Source organism: Spirosoma validum (assembly GCF_014699035.1).
GTDB lineage: Bacteria > Bacteroidota > Bacteroidia > Cytophagales > Spirosomataceae > Spirosoma > Spirosoma validum.
Window position 1 is genome coordinate 182,065 of sequence record NZ_JACXAA010000003.1, and the last position, 16,091, is coordinate 198,155.

The following is a 16,091-nucleotide window of genomic DNA, read 5'->3' on the forward strand; positions in this document are numbered from 1 at the left end:
AGAATGAAAGAGCGAAGCCATTCGGCAGGTTTTCGCTCATTCATTCTTTCACTCTTTCGCCTTTAATTAAGCTCCACGCTAACGCCGTTCCGGCTTCAATGTCCTGCGTGGCAGTTTTGCCGATAATGTCGTCGTAATAGCGGGTATGCAAACCGTTGGCGGGACGGATGCTGCGGACGTTTTCAGCCGTAAATAATTCGCCTTCTTTTACGGGTTTCACTACGTACAGTGACCGCTTAAATTGCAGACTTTTTTCTTCTTTCGCTGTCAACGTATAACTGACTTGTCCCATCGCCAATTGCGCCCGTTCAGTTTCGATAACGAGGTTTTTTAATTCGTCAGGTTCCAGCGAAAAGGCTGAATCAACACCGCCATCTGCCCGACGTAACGTAACGTGTTTTTCCAGAACGACCGCGCCGAGTGCCACAGCCGCTACGGCCGCGCCAATGCCCATCGTATGGTCGGAAAGGCCCACGGGTACGTCGAATAGTTGGCGCATGTGCGGAATCGTGAGCAGATTAGTAGTCTCGGGTGTGGCGGGGTAGGTGCTTGTGCATTTGAGCAGGATCAGATCTTTGCAGCCATTGGCACGTAACACCTTTACGGATTCGTCCAGATCCGCCACCGACGCAACGCCCGTACTCATAATGACCGGCTTACCCGTCTGCGCTACTTTTTTGAGCAGAATATGGTCGGTATTTTCGAACGATGCGATCTTGTAAAGCGGTACGTCGAGTGATTCCAGAAAATCGACGGCAGTGGTGTCGAATGGCGAGCTGAACGCAATCATACCCCGCTTTTGAGCGTGTTCGAAAATGGGTTTATGCCACTCCCAGGGCGTATAGGCTTCGGCGTATAGTTTATACAGATTTTTATCGGCCCAGAGCGATTTGGCATCCCGAATGTAAAACTCCTCCGACGCGCCGTTGAACGTAATGGTATCGGGTGTGTAGGTCTGGAGTTTAAGGGCGTGAGCACCCGCATCCGCAACGGCATCCACGATTTCCAGCGCCCTTTCGAGCGACTGATTGTGATTCCCCGACATTTCGGCGATAACGAACGGTCGGTGTGCTGGACTAATTGTAAAGTGAGCAACCTGAATCGGTTGGGTATTCATCATAGTAAATCAAACCGCTTTGAACCGCAAACACACCGTCAGGAATGTTCAGTTCGATAAGGTTTTTATGTAGAGCAGACTCGGCTTTTCCTGGCCGGGCATCCCAAATTTACCGCTTTCGCCCGACAATCTGAAACCAGCCCGCTCGAAGGCACGTATCGACGCCTGATTCTCGGGTTTGATGTAGGCATGAATCGTGACTTCGCCCCATTGTTTGCGGCAGATTGTGCAGCCCCGTTCAATCAATTGACTTGCCAACCCTTTTCCTCGCTGGCTCGTAGCAACCGATACGCCAATGATCACTTCATCAGGCATGTCGGCGACGGGTGTCCGCTCAAAGCGCACCTGTCCAACGGCTTTTCCGGTTTCATTTTCAAACACCAATAACAACGTATTGGCATCAGCCAGTTTGCGCGTAAACCAGGCCGTATGCGTTTCTAATGAAATTGGCGCGGAGTTGAACGACTGCCGCCGGGTATCGGGGTCGTTGGCCCAGTCGAAATAAAGTTGGGCGTCGGTAAGTCGGGCGGTTCGGTACGTAAGCATGGCAGTAGAGGGACGATCCTGTCTGGCGAATTACGCACTTAATTCCTGAAATAATTCCCGGAATCGTTCGGGCGAATGACCGTCGAAAAAACGACGCTGATTGGCCAACGTTTCGTCAACCATTTCCGGCGAAAACTGAAACGACTGAATCGACAAACGGATCATTTTATCTAACGCAATGACCGGAATCGAACGGGTCAGCAGCGTCGGAAAATTAACCGAAAGCGCCAGTTTTTCTTCGGATAAAAATTGCGCTATCTGATTCTGGTTATCCGCTGTCACCACCGCAATCAGTGGACGATTCACGGCGCAGACTTCATACGCAATGGTGCTACAGGCCGTAATGGCTAAGCTGCATTGCTGCAATTCATCAACCATTTGTTCCGCCGTCAGATTTTGCAGAATCGTCAGATTTGGGAGTTGATTTTTAAACGATTCGATAGTTGTCTGATCTGGATGAAAAGGACCAAGAACAATATGAACCGGCAACGTAGCGTCAACCTGCCGAATGGCTTCCAGCACGGTTAGCGACGTATTGTTTGGGTCAGCGCCACCCAAGCTAACAAAAATATGACCGTCAGCTGGAGGTGCACCGAAACCTTCCGGCCGTAGAAATTCGGGACGAAGTAGCGCGTAGTGCGGACCTAGCTGAAATTTCGTGTAGTCTTCGGCGTCGTATTGGCTTTCGGCAATACTTCCCGCATGATTAATCACTACGTCGGCTACCTGATTTCCCTGGATCAGATCGTCAATAAAAACCAGCTTCTTCGCACGTGCCCGAACGGCCAACTGAAACGCTTCATCGAATGAGTAACCGTCCATTACGACAATATCTTTTTTCTTGATTTGCATTAAAAAGGCCACCTTGTCGGCCGAACCGGGTAACGCAATCACCTTCAACCCTACGGTTTCGATCAGTTTCCGAACCGTTGGCGTTGGCTCGGTAATGGCAAAGCACATCGAGAATTCGCCTTTCAGCATATCGGCCAGGGCCAGACAGCGCATTACGTGGCCCATCCCGATCTGGGCATTGCCATCCGCGCGAAAAAGAAGTTGAGTCATGGATTTATGGATAAGCAGGACCGCCCGTGCGGTAAAATGAATAACGATCTGTAGGGAAGATTATTCAATTTGGTTAGGATTTGGATTGTCCTGCATGGTTCATTTTATACTTGAACTCAGCCACTTGCCAATCGTCTTCTGTATCAATATCATGCGCGGCTAGTTCAGAGATAATAATGCCGCCCGAATTACCGGTAATCAGGCGGTGGCTTTGCTGAAAAGACGCTACGTTGACAAAATAAAACTGTCCTGCGTCGTGATAAGTGGGTTCCAGATCCTGTGAGCGTGTCAGCGCGTGTTCAGGATTAACCCAGTTCACCTTCTGATCGCGCAGAAACACCGCCCGCTGAATAGGAAAACCGAATCGTTGTACGGGATAGACGGTATCGAATTTTTTTTCGGTTAGTGTCGAAAAGGCCTGACGTAGTAAATCAGACGTAATAAATGGAGCGGTCGGGTAGAGGCAGCAGGCATAATCGAAAGTCTGATTTTGCTGTTCATACTGACGTAGCACTTCGGTCAGTACGTCGGCGGTGGTAGCAAAATCGTCGGCGGTTTCGGTGCTGCGTAAGAACGGAACGGAAGCGCCAAAGTCCTGGGCAATCGCTGCAATCTCTTCGTCATCAGTCGAGACCATCACCTCTGTGAACAAACCTGATTGTACAACCGCGTTAATCACGTAGCTAATAATCGGTTTACCCAGAAACGGACGGATGTTTTTACGCGGAATGCGTTTGCTGCCACCCCGCGCCGTAATGATCGCTACGTTGCTCATCAAGCGGTTTTTTCGAGCAGATACATGTAATCGACGTTGCCGCTTTCACTGGTGTTGACGTACGGATACAGCTCCTGTTTAACCAGCTTCAGCGATGGATGCCGTTGCTGGAACAGAGCCGCATAATCCGCTTTCCAAAGAAACCCTTCGTTACCCCGGTATGGAATAGAACTTAGCTCAGGACTGTAGTACTCAAATCCCCAGATGTATCGACGGCTACACCGAACCATCTCGTCCATGATCTTGGGCAAATCGTCGGGGGCAATGTGAATCAGTACGCCATTGGTACAAACGACATCGAAAAAATCATCCCGAAACGGCAAATCGAACCCCGATCCCTGAATGATATTGATATGCTGCGTAGTCTGTTTCGCTTTCTCGACGGCATAGGGCTGGAGTTCAACGCCATACAAGTTCGTAAAGCCAGCATCCTGCAAACCACGTAGCTGCATACCCGTATTGCAACCCACTTCCAGAATACGTGTTTCCGACGACCAACCCGACGCAAAACGGGCGTTCATTTCCGACTTGGTGAGGCCCCAATTTTGTTGGTAGAAGTTGTCCCATTCTTCGCGGTCGCGGGTGTTGCGGTCGGTGTATTGCTGGCCGAATTCACCAGACCAGAAAGTTTCCTGTTCAGTTTGTTTCATGAGTGGAGTGGGTTAAGATTTTACGATATAACAGGGCGTTACGGCAAATGGCAGTCGTTTCACCACTACGTTCTTGCCTGTCAGAAATTCTTCAACGGCAGCATTGGCGCCCGGAAATACGTTGGCATAATCGTCCAGCATAATGACGCCACCCGGCACAACCCGATCATACAAATGGTCAAGCACGGCTTTAGTCGGCTCATAGACATCGACGTCAATATTCAGCAGACTGATACGTAGTTCGGGGTGTTTTTCCAGATAAGCGGGTATCGTCTGACGAACATCGCCCTCTACCAGGTCAACGTTCTGGCCGACACCTTTATGATTCAGTACCGTCGTGAGTTGGTCTACGCTAATACCTTCGTCGCCCGAGTCGCTAATGAATTTCTCCCGCCAGGTTTTGTCTGCTGTAAAATCAGTGTCAGGAAAACGGCCAAACGCGTCAAAACCGATAATCTTTTTCGCCGTCGGATTGCTCATCAACTGCCGGAACGTAGCGAATCGAATCAGTGATGCGCCTTTGAATACGCCACATTCAACGATAGCACCGGGAACGTCAAGCGTCAGTTTATACAGTTCATAATGGGCCATCACTTTAGCCATTCGGTTCACATCCGACGCCCAGTAATAATTATTTTCGTACTCGAACGAACGCGAAAAATCAGGAAGTTGAATCATTAGGTATCGCGGACTTCAGTCCGCACTTAGCTATAAAAATACGGACTGGAGCCAAACGCGGCCCGCTCCGTGGTATCTTTAAAATAAATGGTCGGCGGCTACGGCACCGTTTGGATGAAAATCAAAATAATACCCGTTTAGAAATGGGTTGTCGGCACGTGCGGTCAGCCAGCCGCTGGCCTCGCCAAAAAAATGCCGAAGCTCATCATCCTCAGCCATCCGTATGGTGTACAAACCGTTGGGTGAAACAACGGCTGTGCGCTCCAGAACTTGAGCATCGGCTTCCCGATAAAACGACAGCGTTACGTTAGCCAACCGGTCGTATTGCTGCAACGGAGCCGAATTAGTGAGCACAATCTCCGAGTTGCCAACGTTGACAAACGGCGCCCATTTGAACGTACCGGGTTTATTCAGACTGTTTGGATTGCCGACCTGGGGGGCAAAACAAACATTGCTTGGCAAGACTGATGCGCGTCCGTGCTGGCCTACGTTCAGGCCAAATTTTAAGCGCGTCGGAATACGTGTCGCATCAGTCCAGTGAGCAATTAATTGGGCAGTTTTAGCGGCTTCAGTCGAAATGCCTATCTGTTTTGCCAATTCCCCCAGATCAATCTGAACGTACTGACTATCAATTGAACGGAATTTATACGCGTCTAACGCTTCACCCAAGAACGTACCGTCAGCATCGAAAAACCGGAACGACAGCGTAAAATCCGATGGCGAGAAAATGGGATAAACGACCAGTTTTGTAAAAAAGTCGTTGGTCAGATAAAGCGGAATCGATGTCGACGAATCCAGAAACCGCTCATCCTGTCGTGGCCAGTATGCTCGCTTATCGTCTACGCCCGAACTGTCGTAATACGAGTGTGTAATACTGACGCTCTGGGCGTTTTGGTCAAGATTACCTACTAGAAACCGCGGAAAGAATCCCGAAAAATTATGCCCGAACCGAATCATACCCGGCTCATCGCCTAGAATGCTTTGCAGATCGAGGTAATCTTTTAGATACAAAAAAACAGTTTCATAGGGTTTTAGTGAAGGCAACGTAAACGTACCGGACGTAGTGTGGTGTTGCCCATCCACAATTTCATAAGTCACCTTTGGTTCTTCAGCAGGCAATGGCCCATTGGTAAAACTCAGAAAGGGCGCTAGTCCATCACGACCGTAAATATCGAAACCCGATTCGCTGACCTGATATTCGTTGTTCTGTTGCAGGTCTTCGATGTCGTTATAAATCCGGCCTACCGTGTGAACAACGCTGCTGGAATTTTCATTGAAATAAACCAGCACAAAAGCCGGATACGGAAACACAAGATCCTGCGTCGAGAAAACTTCCAGTTCCAGTGAGCCTGTAAACTCCGAAGGTTCGCCTGCCTCTTGTAACAGCTCTGTATATTCGCTCATCTGTACCGACCAGGCTTTAGCCGAATCGATCAGTACATATTTCCGAGAGAGCAACGTACCAGCCGCATTTCGTAGCGTATAGAGCAGGCCTACTTCCCAAATGTTCCGCTTCAGGAGCCAGTAGCCCATGAAAATGACTTTGCTGGAATACGTATCGGTGTGCATCACCGGGAAAATGGCTGATGAACGTAGTACAGGTTTGCGGTTGGCGACTAACGTTTCGCCCGCACTCTGGGTAGCCTGAAGATGACTTTGGTAGGAACGCATCGTGTTTACGTAGTAAGATTCTACCGAACAGATTTAAGAAACGTCATGACGTTTTCAACAACGTAATCCTGCTCATCGTTCGTCAGCGTTGGGAACAACGGCAGACTCAGGCAGTGCGCATAATAGTTCTCCGCATTCGGGAAATCGCCCGGCTTCCCGCCCAGCTTTTGGTAATACGGCATCAGATGAACCGGTACGTAATGTACCTGCGCCAGAATATTTTTGGTCCGCAAAAAGTCATACAACCCTTTGCGGTCGGGCGTCTGCACTACGTATAGATGATACGCATGGCCAACCTCCGTTGGTGGAACGATAATCTGCACCGGAAGACCATTCGCTGCGGCTTCCGCAAACGCAAAATCATAGCGAGCAGCCAACTCACGACGACGGTCGAGCATCGCATCGGCGCGGCTTAATTGACTTAAGGCCAGCGCTGCCTGAATATCAGTTAAGCGGTAATTGTAACCCAACTCCGGCATCTCCATGTACCAGCCACCCCGTTCGGGTTCGCCTTCATAGGGCGTTGTGAAATCCGCAGGTTTGTTGGTAATTCCGTGCGTACGGAGACGTAGCAGGTGTTTGTACAACGACTCGTTGTTCGTGGTAATCATCCCGCCTTCGCCAGCCGCAATGTGTTTGACTGGATGAAAACTGAAAATCGCCAGATCAGCCAGCGAACCATCGCCACAACGGTGTTCGGGTCCGGTTTCACTGATGAACGTAGCACCCGGCGCATGGCAGGCGTCTTCAATGATCCACAAACCAAACTCATCGGCCAGTTCCCGAAACGCAACCATATCCACCGGATACCCTGCAAAATCGACCGGAATAATGCCCGAAAAATAACCTGCCGGATGGCTTTCTAGTAGAGCACGTACTGCTGTAGGGTCGAGCAGGACTGTATCGGGATTTACGTCAGCAAAATAGACGTCACCTCCGCAATACCGAACGCAATTGGCCGAAGCCGAGAACGTAATGGGTGTCGTAATGACCCGCGTACCCGGACCAACGCCTAATGCCATACAACATAGATGCAGGGCAGCCGTCCCATTCGATACGGCAACGGCATATTCCGAACCGATATACGTAGCAAATGCCTGTTCAAGCTCGCCAATTTTCGGACCTTGTGTCAAATAAGGTGATCGTAGTACGTCGTTTACGGCGGCAATATCCTCGTCTGTAATATGCTGACGACCGTATGGAATGGGTTGATGCATAGTATGTAGAACGGGTCTTTAGCCCGTTCAGCCGCTGAAGGCGGCTAAAATAATGAATCGGAAATTAGCCGCTTTCTGCGGCTGAACGGGCCAAAGACCCGTTCTACACTTGAAATGTTGGGTCAACGTGTTCCCGGATTTGCTCCCGTAACTGTTCAACGTTAAGCCAGTCTGTATTCGTGCCGGAGTTGTATTTGAAGCCCATCTCAGCCCGTTTGCCATTGAACGCTTTTAAATAATCGTCTACATTCCACGAAGGTGTGGAGGGCGTAATAACGTAGTACCGATCCGTTTCTACCGTGTTTAGCGAGTCGGTTTCAGTAATCATTTCCTCATGAAGTTTTTCGCCCGGTCGAATGCCCACAATACGTTGTTCAGCGTTAGGCGCAATGGCTTCCGCTACGTCAGTAATGCGGTAGGAGGGGATTTTCGGAACAAAAATCTCGCCACCCCAGGCGTGTTCCAGCGCGTAAAGCACCATTTCGACCCCTTCTTCCAGCGAAATATTGAAGCGGGTCATATCGGGATGGGTAATGGGCAGTATGCCATCTTTCCGCTTATCGAGGAAAAACGGTACGACTGATCCGCGTGAGCCGATTACATTACCGTAACGTACCACCGAAAACCGCAGATCGCGGCTGCCGCGCATGTTGTTGGCGGCCACAAACAGTTTATCAGAGCAAAGTTTGGTGGCTCCGTACAGATTAATGGGTGCGGCTGCTTTATCGGTCGACAGGGCTACGACGCGCTTCACGCCATTGTCGAGGGCGGCATTAATTACGTTTTCGGCCCCGAACACGTTGGTTTTAATGCACTCCATCGGGTTGTATTCAGCCGCCGGAACCTGCTTCAGCGCAGCCGCGTGGATAATAATGTCTACGCCTTCGCAAGCGCGCTTGAGTCGTTCGGCATCGCGCACGTCGCCAATGAAAAACCGGATGGATTTGTATTTCGATTGCGGGTAATACTGGGCCATCTCGAACTGTTTCAGTTCATCGCGGGAGTAGATGACTAAGCGTTTTAAGTCTGGATAGCGCTGGTACACCATCTCGACAAATTTCTTGCCGAAGGAGCCGGTACCGCCCGTAATCAGAATGGATTTATTAGTAAGATCAAGCATGAATCAAGCAAATACAATGGAGCCAGTCAATTGGCGATTTCCAGATTGCTCTAGTTGGTTAGAAAAAGACCATCGTCCAATTGGGTTGGCAAAGTTAGCCTATCTGAATCGCATGAAAAATAATTGGTTATGAATAAGCGGCCAGGCAACGTCGACTTTAGGGAGTTAGTTAGCTGAAAGTCATCGAAAAGCCAAAAAATAAAGCCAGACGACCTAAGTCACCTGGCTTTTGGGTTTCGCTCTTGATCTGTATTTTATCACTAAACTATTTTCTCTTGAGCGAAAGACAACGATATAACGCAGTAGCCTATCAGATTGTTTTCTGTTTGGGGGAAATTTGTGATTTTTTTGTGATTTAGTTTGACGGATCGCCTGCTGCCTGACTAAGTGGTTGGTTAATAACAACTCGCTCCAGAGCATCGATATAACTTTTGCTACTGGCATTCAACACCCGAACCTTGCGGTAATCAGCATAGTCACGCAGAACTTCATAGCCCTTGAATACTTTGTGCAGCGATAAAAATTGGCTGGCCATTGAAAAAGTTTTGGTGCGGTGAGCATCGCTATAAACGGGCATATACGCTACATCTTTGGCTTTGTCATAGAAATGGATCTGCTTGATCTCTAGCTGATTCGTATCACTGATCCGTATCTGTTCGTGCCAGGACGTATCAGCACCAAACAGGAAAATCTCGTCGAATTTCCGGTTAACCATCAGAAAGAGAGCCGCAACGATAACGGTCTGCGCCTGAAGCATGCCCAGATTAGTGTCATACAACCAGTACCGAAACCATTGAAAACCCTGAATGACGGTCGGGTTAAAATAAATCAGTTTAATGCGTGGATTCCCTTTTTCGATTTGCTGAATAAAATACGATCCCTTCGCCAAATTTGGAATGTATAAGCACATAGGCCAGTCGACCTGCGTGATCAGTGCTTTTAAGATTTGGTGCAGATCCTCACGGCCAGTAGTCGCGTCATGAAATGTAAATGCGTTGGGATCGGCAATAATGTAGTTGGCCGGACGTAGTCGGGTAAAATACTCTGTGATGGCAAAACCATTGACGACGATCAGTTCGGTTTCCAGTAAAAAATCGAGGTGATTAGCGAGCGAATCATTTAATGATGGACCATTGCCAAGCACTGAACAGCGCGCGTTTTGACGTTCGGGCAATTGAACTCCCCACCGTGACCGGAGCAGCACTTTCGCAAAGGATAAGATTGATGTTAACAGGTTGGAAACGAAAGCCGCAACCGAATTAAAAACCGTTTCAAGCATTATAATCGACCGAAAAAAAAGTCATTTTATCCGGTAAAATTAGCCAATAATGAAAGGTTTCAATATCAGAAATGCTTTTCAAAAACAAACTTTGGCGACTCCTGTGCGCCAAGATTCCGTTTAAAGCGCATTAAGCTATGTTTGGGTTGATTGTTCTCGTCAAGTGACGTCCCTAAATCCAGTAGTCGTATTCCCTGCTGCTGACAGTACGTGTATAATCCATACGTTAGCATAACCATCGGGCTGAACGTTCGATAATTGGAATGGGAAGCGGGCAGAAACGAATACAAAATATCCTCACGTACACGTACTGCTACACTTAAAGCAGCCAGTCTTGGACCATCGTTGACCATAAAAACCAGAAATTGGTTGGGAAATGTCTGTAGCAAATTAGCCAATTTATCAGGGCAAATGGTGAGTTCGTATCCTTGTTGCTGTCGAGTTTCCTGTAAGAAATTCACTATGTTGGCTACGTTTGGCGATGACCAGTATTGAAAGTTAAGACCGGCTTCAGCACATTTGCGTAGACGCCGACGTTCGGCTGGTATGAGATTGTCAGTAAAAATTTCAGTAGTTACTGGCAGATAGAATGTCTGGTTCGTTTCAACTACCTGAAAACCAAGGGTCGATAGTTTTGCCAATAACTGTTTCATTTGCTGGGGCGCATAGCAATATGGATAATTGACAACGCGTAACGTAGTGGCAAAAACGGATTGAGCGGCTTCGATTATCGTCTGTAGAAAGGTATCCAGGACAGATTCGGGTAAATTTTCGGCAAATTCAATCGAGCCAAACGGAGCCGCTTTGGGGCTTACTGCTACGTTATTATCCAGGAAAAAAGCACAGCGCGCTTCGGCTTGTTGGCTACGTTGGTTTACGGCTGTGAGTAGATAAAACGGTTGCGTAGACTGTTGCTGGAGATGTTCAGTTTCGTTAAAGAAAAAACCGGGTTGGCAGAAGTTGGGAATATCGGAAGGTTTTGGATTACACTGGCAGATAATTTGGTAACCAGTCATGCACAGATAAATTTCTTAGAAATTTGGTTTACAGCGTTTTAGCTGGCCATAAACTAACTGAATAATGCCGTCTTTCAGGCCCAGGTCGGGTACGACGATTTTGTCGGCTCCAGCCCATTTCATAACGGCAATGTAAATTCCGGCAGCGGGCACGATCACATCGGCCCGGTCGGCGTTCAGGCGAAGTTTGTTAATCCGATCCTCCAGACTAAAACCGGAAATAAAACTCTGCATCCGTTCGATTTCGGCAAGCGTCGTTTCTGTATCCGATATTTTTGACGCTAGATTGAACAGTTTGCTGATGTTGCCACCTGTGCCTACAGCCGTGATTTCCTGCGACGTATCAATGTTATCCTCGACCCAGTCTTCCATTTTTCGCCAGGCGCCTTTCGTTTCTTTGCCTTCCAGCAAACGTACCGAACCAATCTTGAACGACTTGGAATTGATCTTCTGACGATTGACGTACACGTTCAACTCTGTACTACCACCGCCCACATCAATGTGCAGATACTGCCGGTCGTCCAGCGCCTGTACTACTACGTTGTTGATGAGTTCGGCTTCTTTCTGACCGTCAATGATGTGAATCTTGATTCCTGTCGTAGCTTCAATACGTTTGGCAATCTCATGCCCGTTGTCGGATTCGCGCATAGCCGACGTAGCACAGGCCATGTATCCTTCTACCTCATGTAACTCCATCAGCAGCTTATAAGCCTGCATCAGTTTCGTGGTGCGGACCTCGCTTTCTGGCGTTAATGCGCCAAAATTAAACACATCATGACCCAGACGTAGTGGAAACCGAACGTACTCGACACGTTTAAAGCTAACAATACTGTCGTTGTGCAGGACGGTGGAGATTTGCAGTCGAGCTGCGTTAGAACCGATATCAATAGCTGCTAATTTCATTTGTCAATGAGTGATTAAATGAATGAGGGATTGGGTGAGTAGCTAAGGCAACCCTTATTCGCTCATTAAAATCGGCCAAAGATAGTCTATTTTAATGTTGTGCGAACCAGGCACGCAGATGCCCATTATTTGACCAGAAACTAAGTCCGTGTGGGTGCCGTGCTACGTTTGCCAGAAAAATCCCTTACTTTTGACCCTGTTTTTCAGTCTACCATTCCATGACCATATTAGGTATTTCTGCTTTTTACCACGATTCGGCAGCTGCATTGATTGAAGACGGCCGGATTATTGCCGCTGCTCAGGAAGAGCGGTTTACCCGTAAAAAGCATGATCCGGGGTTTCCTACAGAAGCGATCAAGTACTGTCTTCAGTATAGCGGTGCCGATATTAATAAATTAGATGCCATTGTTTTCTACGATAAGCCCATGCTCAAATTTGAGCGGCTTCTGGAAACCTACTATGCATTTGCCCCTAAAGGAATTCGGTCATTTTTGATGTCGATTCCGGTTTGGCTGAAAGAAAAGTTGTTTCTGAAACGGCTGATCCGGGAAGAGTTAGAGAAAATAGGATACAAATCGGCTAGTAAAGTCAAATTACTTTTTCCTGAACACCATCTCTCTCATGGGGCCAGTGCCTTTTATCCGTCTCCATTCGAGCGGGCGGCTATTCTGACCATCGATGGCGTGGGCGAATGGGCTACAGCGTCGATTGGTTTAGGGGAAGGCAAAAATATTTCGATTCTGAAAGAGATGCGGTTTCCGCACTCGCTCGGTCTTCTGTATTCTGCGTTTACGTATTTTCTGGGTTTCCGGGTTAACTCGGGTGAATATAAGCTAATGGGCTTAGCGCCCTACGGTGATCCGTTTTCACCGGATATAGACCGGTATATCAAAATCATTAAAGATAAACTAGTCGATCTGCGGCCCGATGGGTCGATCTGGTTGAATCAGGAATATTTTGATTACGCTACCGGCCTGAAAATGGTGGATGAAGGCAAATGGGCCGATCTGTTTGGCTTCCCAAAGCGCCAGCCCGACGATGAACTAAAAGATTATCACTGCAATCTGGGGCTGGCCATTCAGCAACTGACCGAAGAGGTCGTGCTCAACATGGGGCGCGAAGCCAAACGACTGACTAATGCCGATGCGATCGTTATGGCGGGTGGGGTAGCCCTCAACTGCGTATCGAATGGTAAGCTTCAGGCGGCTGGCATTTTCAAAGACATCTTTATTCAACCCGCTGCGGGTGATGCGGGTGGTGCATTGGGCGCAGCCCTGGCAGCCTACCACATTTATTTTGGCAAAGAGCGAGACGTAACGACCGAACGCGATGCCATGCGCGGCTCTTATTTAGGGCCAACGTTCTCTGATCTGGATGTGGAGCTGATGGCCTTGAAATACAAAGCTGTTGCCAAGCATTACGACGATTTCGATGAATTAAGTCGGGATGCCGCTAAATTACTCTCCGAAGGAAACGTAGTGGGTTGGGTGCAGGGCCGGATGGAGTTCGGGCCAAGAGCCCTGGGTGGACGTAGCATTCTGGGCGACCCTCGTAATGCTGAGATGCAGAAAAAGTTAAACCTGAAAATCAAATACCGCGAGTCGTTCCGTCCGTTTGCGCCCTCGGTGCTGGCCGAAGACTGCGCGGAGTATTTCGATTACGATGGTATTTCGCCCTACATGCTGCTTGTGCATCCGGTCGCTGAAAAACGACGGACGCCCGTGCCTGCCGATTACGCCAGCTTTCCGTTACGCGAGAAACTTTACTACCAACGCTCTGATCTGCCGTCGATTACGCACATTGACTACTCCGCCCGGATTCAGACTGTCCATAAAGACACGAATCCACGGTATTATCAGTTAATTGACTCATTCAAGAAACTGACGGGCTACGGCGTGATTGTGAACACCAGTTTCAACGTGCGGGGGGAACCCATCGTTTCGACGCCAGATGACGCTTACCGGTGTTTCATGCGTACCGAAATGGATTATTTAGCAGTTGGGAATTTCCTGTTCGACAAGCGGCAACAGCCAGAATGGCAGGACACGGACAACTGGAAAGAAGAATTTGTTTTAGACTAACCAAACGCGCTCACCGAACAATTTGTCCTGATGGGTTCAAAACTTGTATCCAGTGTTATTCGCTTACTGTTTTTAGGTTTCTTAGCCTTTCTATTTTACTACGGCGATCATTTTCAGGTGCGTCTCGATTATCCACATCGGGGTGTTTTTGATAATATTTTCGTTAGGCTAGGTAAAATCAGCGTTATTCTACTCCTGCTGATTGAGTTACTGCGCATTTATTACTATGGCATCGTGAAAAACGATAAAATGCCAAAACCCCTGAGTAATCTGGCTACGTTATTTGTCCCAATCGTATTATTATTTGCGGCTCTGGAAATAGGGTTTATGTTCATTGCGCAAAGCCAGGAGGGTGGCCTAACGCTGGCCTCTCACATCTGGTTTGAACGCTACTGGCCACCGATGACAGGCGACTACCGGGATACTCCCAAAACTGATACGTTGGGGAAAAAGAGAGTATTGGTCGTAGGGGATTCATTCACGGCAGGGCACGGTCTCAAATCGCCCAATGATCGTTTTGGTAACGTATTGGGTGAAAAATTGGGCGATAAACAATACGTTACGTATAATCTGGGGATATCGGGCTCCGATACACGGGATGAATACAAACGGCTGGCGAAATTCGGAGTAAAGCCCGATGTGCTGGTCCTGCAATACTTTCCAAACGACATTGAAAAAGTGGCTCACGATCATGGGCTAGTCCCATCGGGGTTCACGCCTTATTCCGACGTACCGCGGGCTTTCCAATCGTTATTTATTAAGTCGTACTTATTTAATTATTTGTATTGGCAGTTCCCTCACGGTAATTTTGCTCCGTTTGATAATTATGCTCGCACGGCCTACGGTACGCCAGCCATTATCAACGACCATTTAAGCGACCTCAATCAGTTTGTTGAGTACGCAAAAGCGAATAATTCCCGGCTTTACGTTGTGTTGTTTCCGTTTGTTCATGACATCAAACGATCAGCGGAGTACACAAAGCCCGTCGTTGATTTCTTTCAGAAAAACAACGTACCGGTTCTGGAAGTCGGTAAGCTGATTGGCGATATAGACATAAAAGATCGGGTGGTAGGCCGTAATGACGGACACGCCAGCCCGCTGGTAAATCAGCGTGTTGGTGAAGCTTTGTTTAAACTGGTGCAGTCAAATCCAGGTGTTGCTCAATCGTCCTCAGTTAATTAGTTTTAAACATAACGAACGAATGGAATTCTTACAGGATATTTTCAAATTTCTGAAACAACGCAAAAAGTGGTGGTTGGCCCCAATGATTATTTTATTGTTACTCATTGGCGTTCTGATTGTTATCGGTGGTGGATCGGCCGTTGCTCCGTTCATTTACACGTTGTTCTAAGGTATGGATGTTATCGAGAAAGTAAAAGCCCAGTTGGTTATCGTGACTGGCCTGGTTGTCTTGTATTTTGTGTTTAAGTCGCCCTGGTGGCTGTACGGTGCCGCTGCTGTTGGGATATTGAGTATAGCCATTCCTGCTGCGGGTGACCTGATCGTAAAAGCCTGGTTCAAGCTGGCGGAGATACTGGGGAATATCAACGGCAAGATTATTCTGTCGGTCATGTTCTTTGTGTTTTTATGGCCCATTGCTATGCTGTATCGCCTGACGGCGAAGAATCCGCTGGCCATAAAGCGTACCAATGATTCGTCATTTTACACGGAACGAAATCATCTTTATAACAAAGAGGACCTGGAACAAACCTGGTAGCCTAGCTACCATAGAGTAGAAATTGAATTATTTTGGGCACATCACTTGTTGGTGTGCCTTATTTTTTGTTTACTTTTGTTTCGAGCTTATCCAGAAAGACGGAGGGAAAGGACCCGAAGATGTCTTGGCAACCAACCAATTCGAGGGAATGGTGCCAATTTCCGCCCGGTCGATAACCGGGATAGATAAGTTAGCCATCGTTGCTACCTATCTCTCTTTCGATAAGCCCTCTTTGTTTTTTGGACTTTTTTAAGCGTGC

The 16,091-nt window shown here is 48.1% G+C and carries 16 protein-coding genes and 1 riboswitch; of the genes, 4 read left to right on the forward strand and 12 right to left on the reverse strand.

The genetic code is table 11. The features are described from left to right. Positions 1 to 40: 40 nt before the first annotated feature. The 12 genes from pseI to IC230_RS09555 all read right to left on the reverse strand — a co-directional run bounded on the left by pseI (position 41) and on the right by IC230_RS09555 (position 12,034). Positions 41 to 1,120 carry a pseudaminic acid synthase gene (pseI, locus tag IC230_RS09500; protein ID WP_191038755.1) on the reverse strand — a complete coding sequence of 360 codons (1,080 nt, stop codon included), beginning with the start codon at positions 1,118 to 1,120 and terminating at the stop codon, positions 41 to 43. A gap of 45 nt (positions 1,121 to 1,165) precedes the next feature. Next, positions 1,166 to 1,663, reverse strand: coding sequence for a GNAT family N-acetyltransferase (locus IC230_RS09505; protein ID WP_191038756.1), 498 nt, complete (start codon positions 1,661 to 1,663; stop codon positions 1,166 to 1,168). Between the two features lie 30 nt (positions 1,664 to 1,693). After that, the gene (gene pseG, locus IC230_RS09510) at positions 1,694 to 2,725 is read right to left on the reverse strand and encodes a UDP-2,4-diacetamido-2,4,6-trideoxy-beta-L-altropyranose hydrolase (protein WP_191038757.1); all 1,032 of its coding nucleotides are present in this window, start codon (positions 2,723 to 2,725) and stop codon (positions 1,694 to 1,696) included. Between the two features lie 73 nt (positions 2,726 to 2,798). Beyond that, a complete protein-coding gene (gene pseF / locus IC230_RS09515) occupies positions 2,799 to 3,500 on the reverse strand; it encodes a pseudaminic acid cytidylyltransferase (RefSeq protein WP_191038758.1) in 702 nt (233 codons plus the stop codon). Beyond that, positions 3,500 to 4,150, reverse strand: a complete 651-nt coding sequence (locus IC230_RS09520; protein ID WP_191038759.1) for a pseudaminic acid biosynthesis-associated methylase — start codon at positions 4,148 to 4,150, stop codon at positions 3,500 to 3,502. Before IC230_RS09520 ends, pseF begins: the two co-directional genes overlap by 1 nt. A 12-nt stretch (positions 4,151 to 4,162) precedes the next feature. Beyond that, a complete protein-coding gene (locus IC230_RS09525) occupies positions 4,163 to 4,828 on the reverse strand; it encodes a TylF/MycF/NovP-related O-methyltransferase (RefSeq protein WP_191038760.1) in 666 nt (221 codons plus the stop codon). Between the two features lie 78 nt (positions 4,829 to 4,906). Next, positions 4,907 to 6,499: a hypothetical protein gene (locus IC230_RS09530; protein WP_191038761.1), complete on the reverse strand. Its 1,593-nt coding sequence runs from the start codon at positions 6,497 to 6,499 to the stop codon at positions 4,907 to 4,909. Between the two features lie 20 nt (positions 6,500 to 6,519). Further along, on the reverse strand, positions 6,520 to 7,716 hold the full coding sequence (gene pseC / locus IC230_RS09535; protein ID WP_191038762.1) for a UDP-4-amino-4,6-dideoxy-N-acetyl-beta-L-altrosamine transaminase: 1,197 nt from the start codon (positions 7,714 to 7,716) through the stop codon (positions 6,520 to 6,522). A gap of 103 nt (positions 7,717 to 7,819) precedes the next feature. Further along, positions 7,820 to 8,836: a UDP-N-acetylglucosamine 4,6-dehydratase (inverting) gene (pseB, locus tag IC230_RS09540; RefSeq protein WP_191038763.1), complete on the reverse strand. Its 1,017-nt coding sequence runs from the start codon at positions 8,834 to 8,836 to the stop codon at positions 7,820 to 7,822. Positions 8,837 to 9,191: 355 nt separating this feature from the next. Next, positions 9,192 to 10,115, reverse strand: a complete 924-nt coding sequence (locus IC230_RS09545; protein WP_191038764.1) for a hypothetical protein — start codon at positions 10,113 to 10,115, stop codon at positions 9,192 to 9,194. 65 nt (positions 10,116 to 10,180) lie between these two features. After that, positions 10,181 to 11,131 (reverse strand): GNAT family N-acetyltransferase, encoded by a 951-nt coding sequence (locus IC230_RS09550; protein ID WP_191038765.1) that lies wholly within the window; start codon positions 11,129 to 11,131, stop codon positions 10,181 to 10,183. Positions 11,132 to 11,146: 15 nt separating this feature from the next. Continuing rightward, positions 11,147 to 12,034 carry a Ppx/GppA phosphatase family protein gene (locus IC230_RS09555; protein WP_191038766.1) on the reverse strand — a complete coding sequence of 296 codons (888 nt, stop codon included), beginning with the start codon at positions 12,032 to 12,034 and terminating at the stop codon, positions 11,147 to 11,149. 218 nt (positions 12,035 to 12,252) lie between these two features. On the opposite strand from IC230_RS09555, the gene IC230_RS09560 reads away from it, so the two are divergent. From IC230_RS09560 to IC230_RS09575, 4 genes are read left to right on the forward strand one after another with little or no spacing between them, the layout of a single operon-like run. Next, on the forward strand, positions 12,253 to 14,115 hold the full coding sequence (locus IC230_RS09560; protein ID WP_191038767.1) for a carbamoyltransferase family protein: 1,863 nt from the start codon (positions 12,253 to 12,255) through the stop codon (positions 14,113 to 14,115). Between the two features lie 30 nt (positions 14,116 to 14,145). Further along, on the forward strand, positions 14,146 to 15,297 hold the full coding sequence (locus IC230_RS09565) for an SGNH/GDSL hydrolase family protein (RefSeq protein ID WP_191038768.1): 1,152 nt from the start codon (positions 14,146 to 14,148) through the stop codon (positions 15,295 to 15,297). A 19-nt stretch (positions 15,298 to 15,316) separates the two neighbouring features. Then, positions 15,317 to 15,466 carry a DUF5989 family protein gene (locus IC230_RS09570; RefSeq protein ID WP_191038769.1) on the forward strand — a complete coding sequence of 50 codons (150 nt, stop codon included), beginning with the start codon at positions 15,317 to 15,319 and terminating at the stop codon, positions 15,464 to 15,466. 3 nt (positions 15,467 to 15,469) lie between these two features. Continuing rightward, a complete protein-coding gene (locus IC230_RS09575; RefSeq protein WP_191038770.1) occupies positions 15,470 to 15,832 on the forward strand; it encodes an SxtJ family membrane protein in 363 nt (120 codons plus the stop codon). Positions 15,833 to 15,915: 83 nt separating this feature from the next. Then, positions 15,916 to 16,024, forward strand: a riboswitch (SAM riboswitch). Positions 16,025 to 16,091 lie beyond the last annotated feature (67 nt).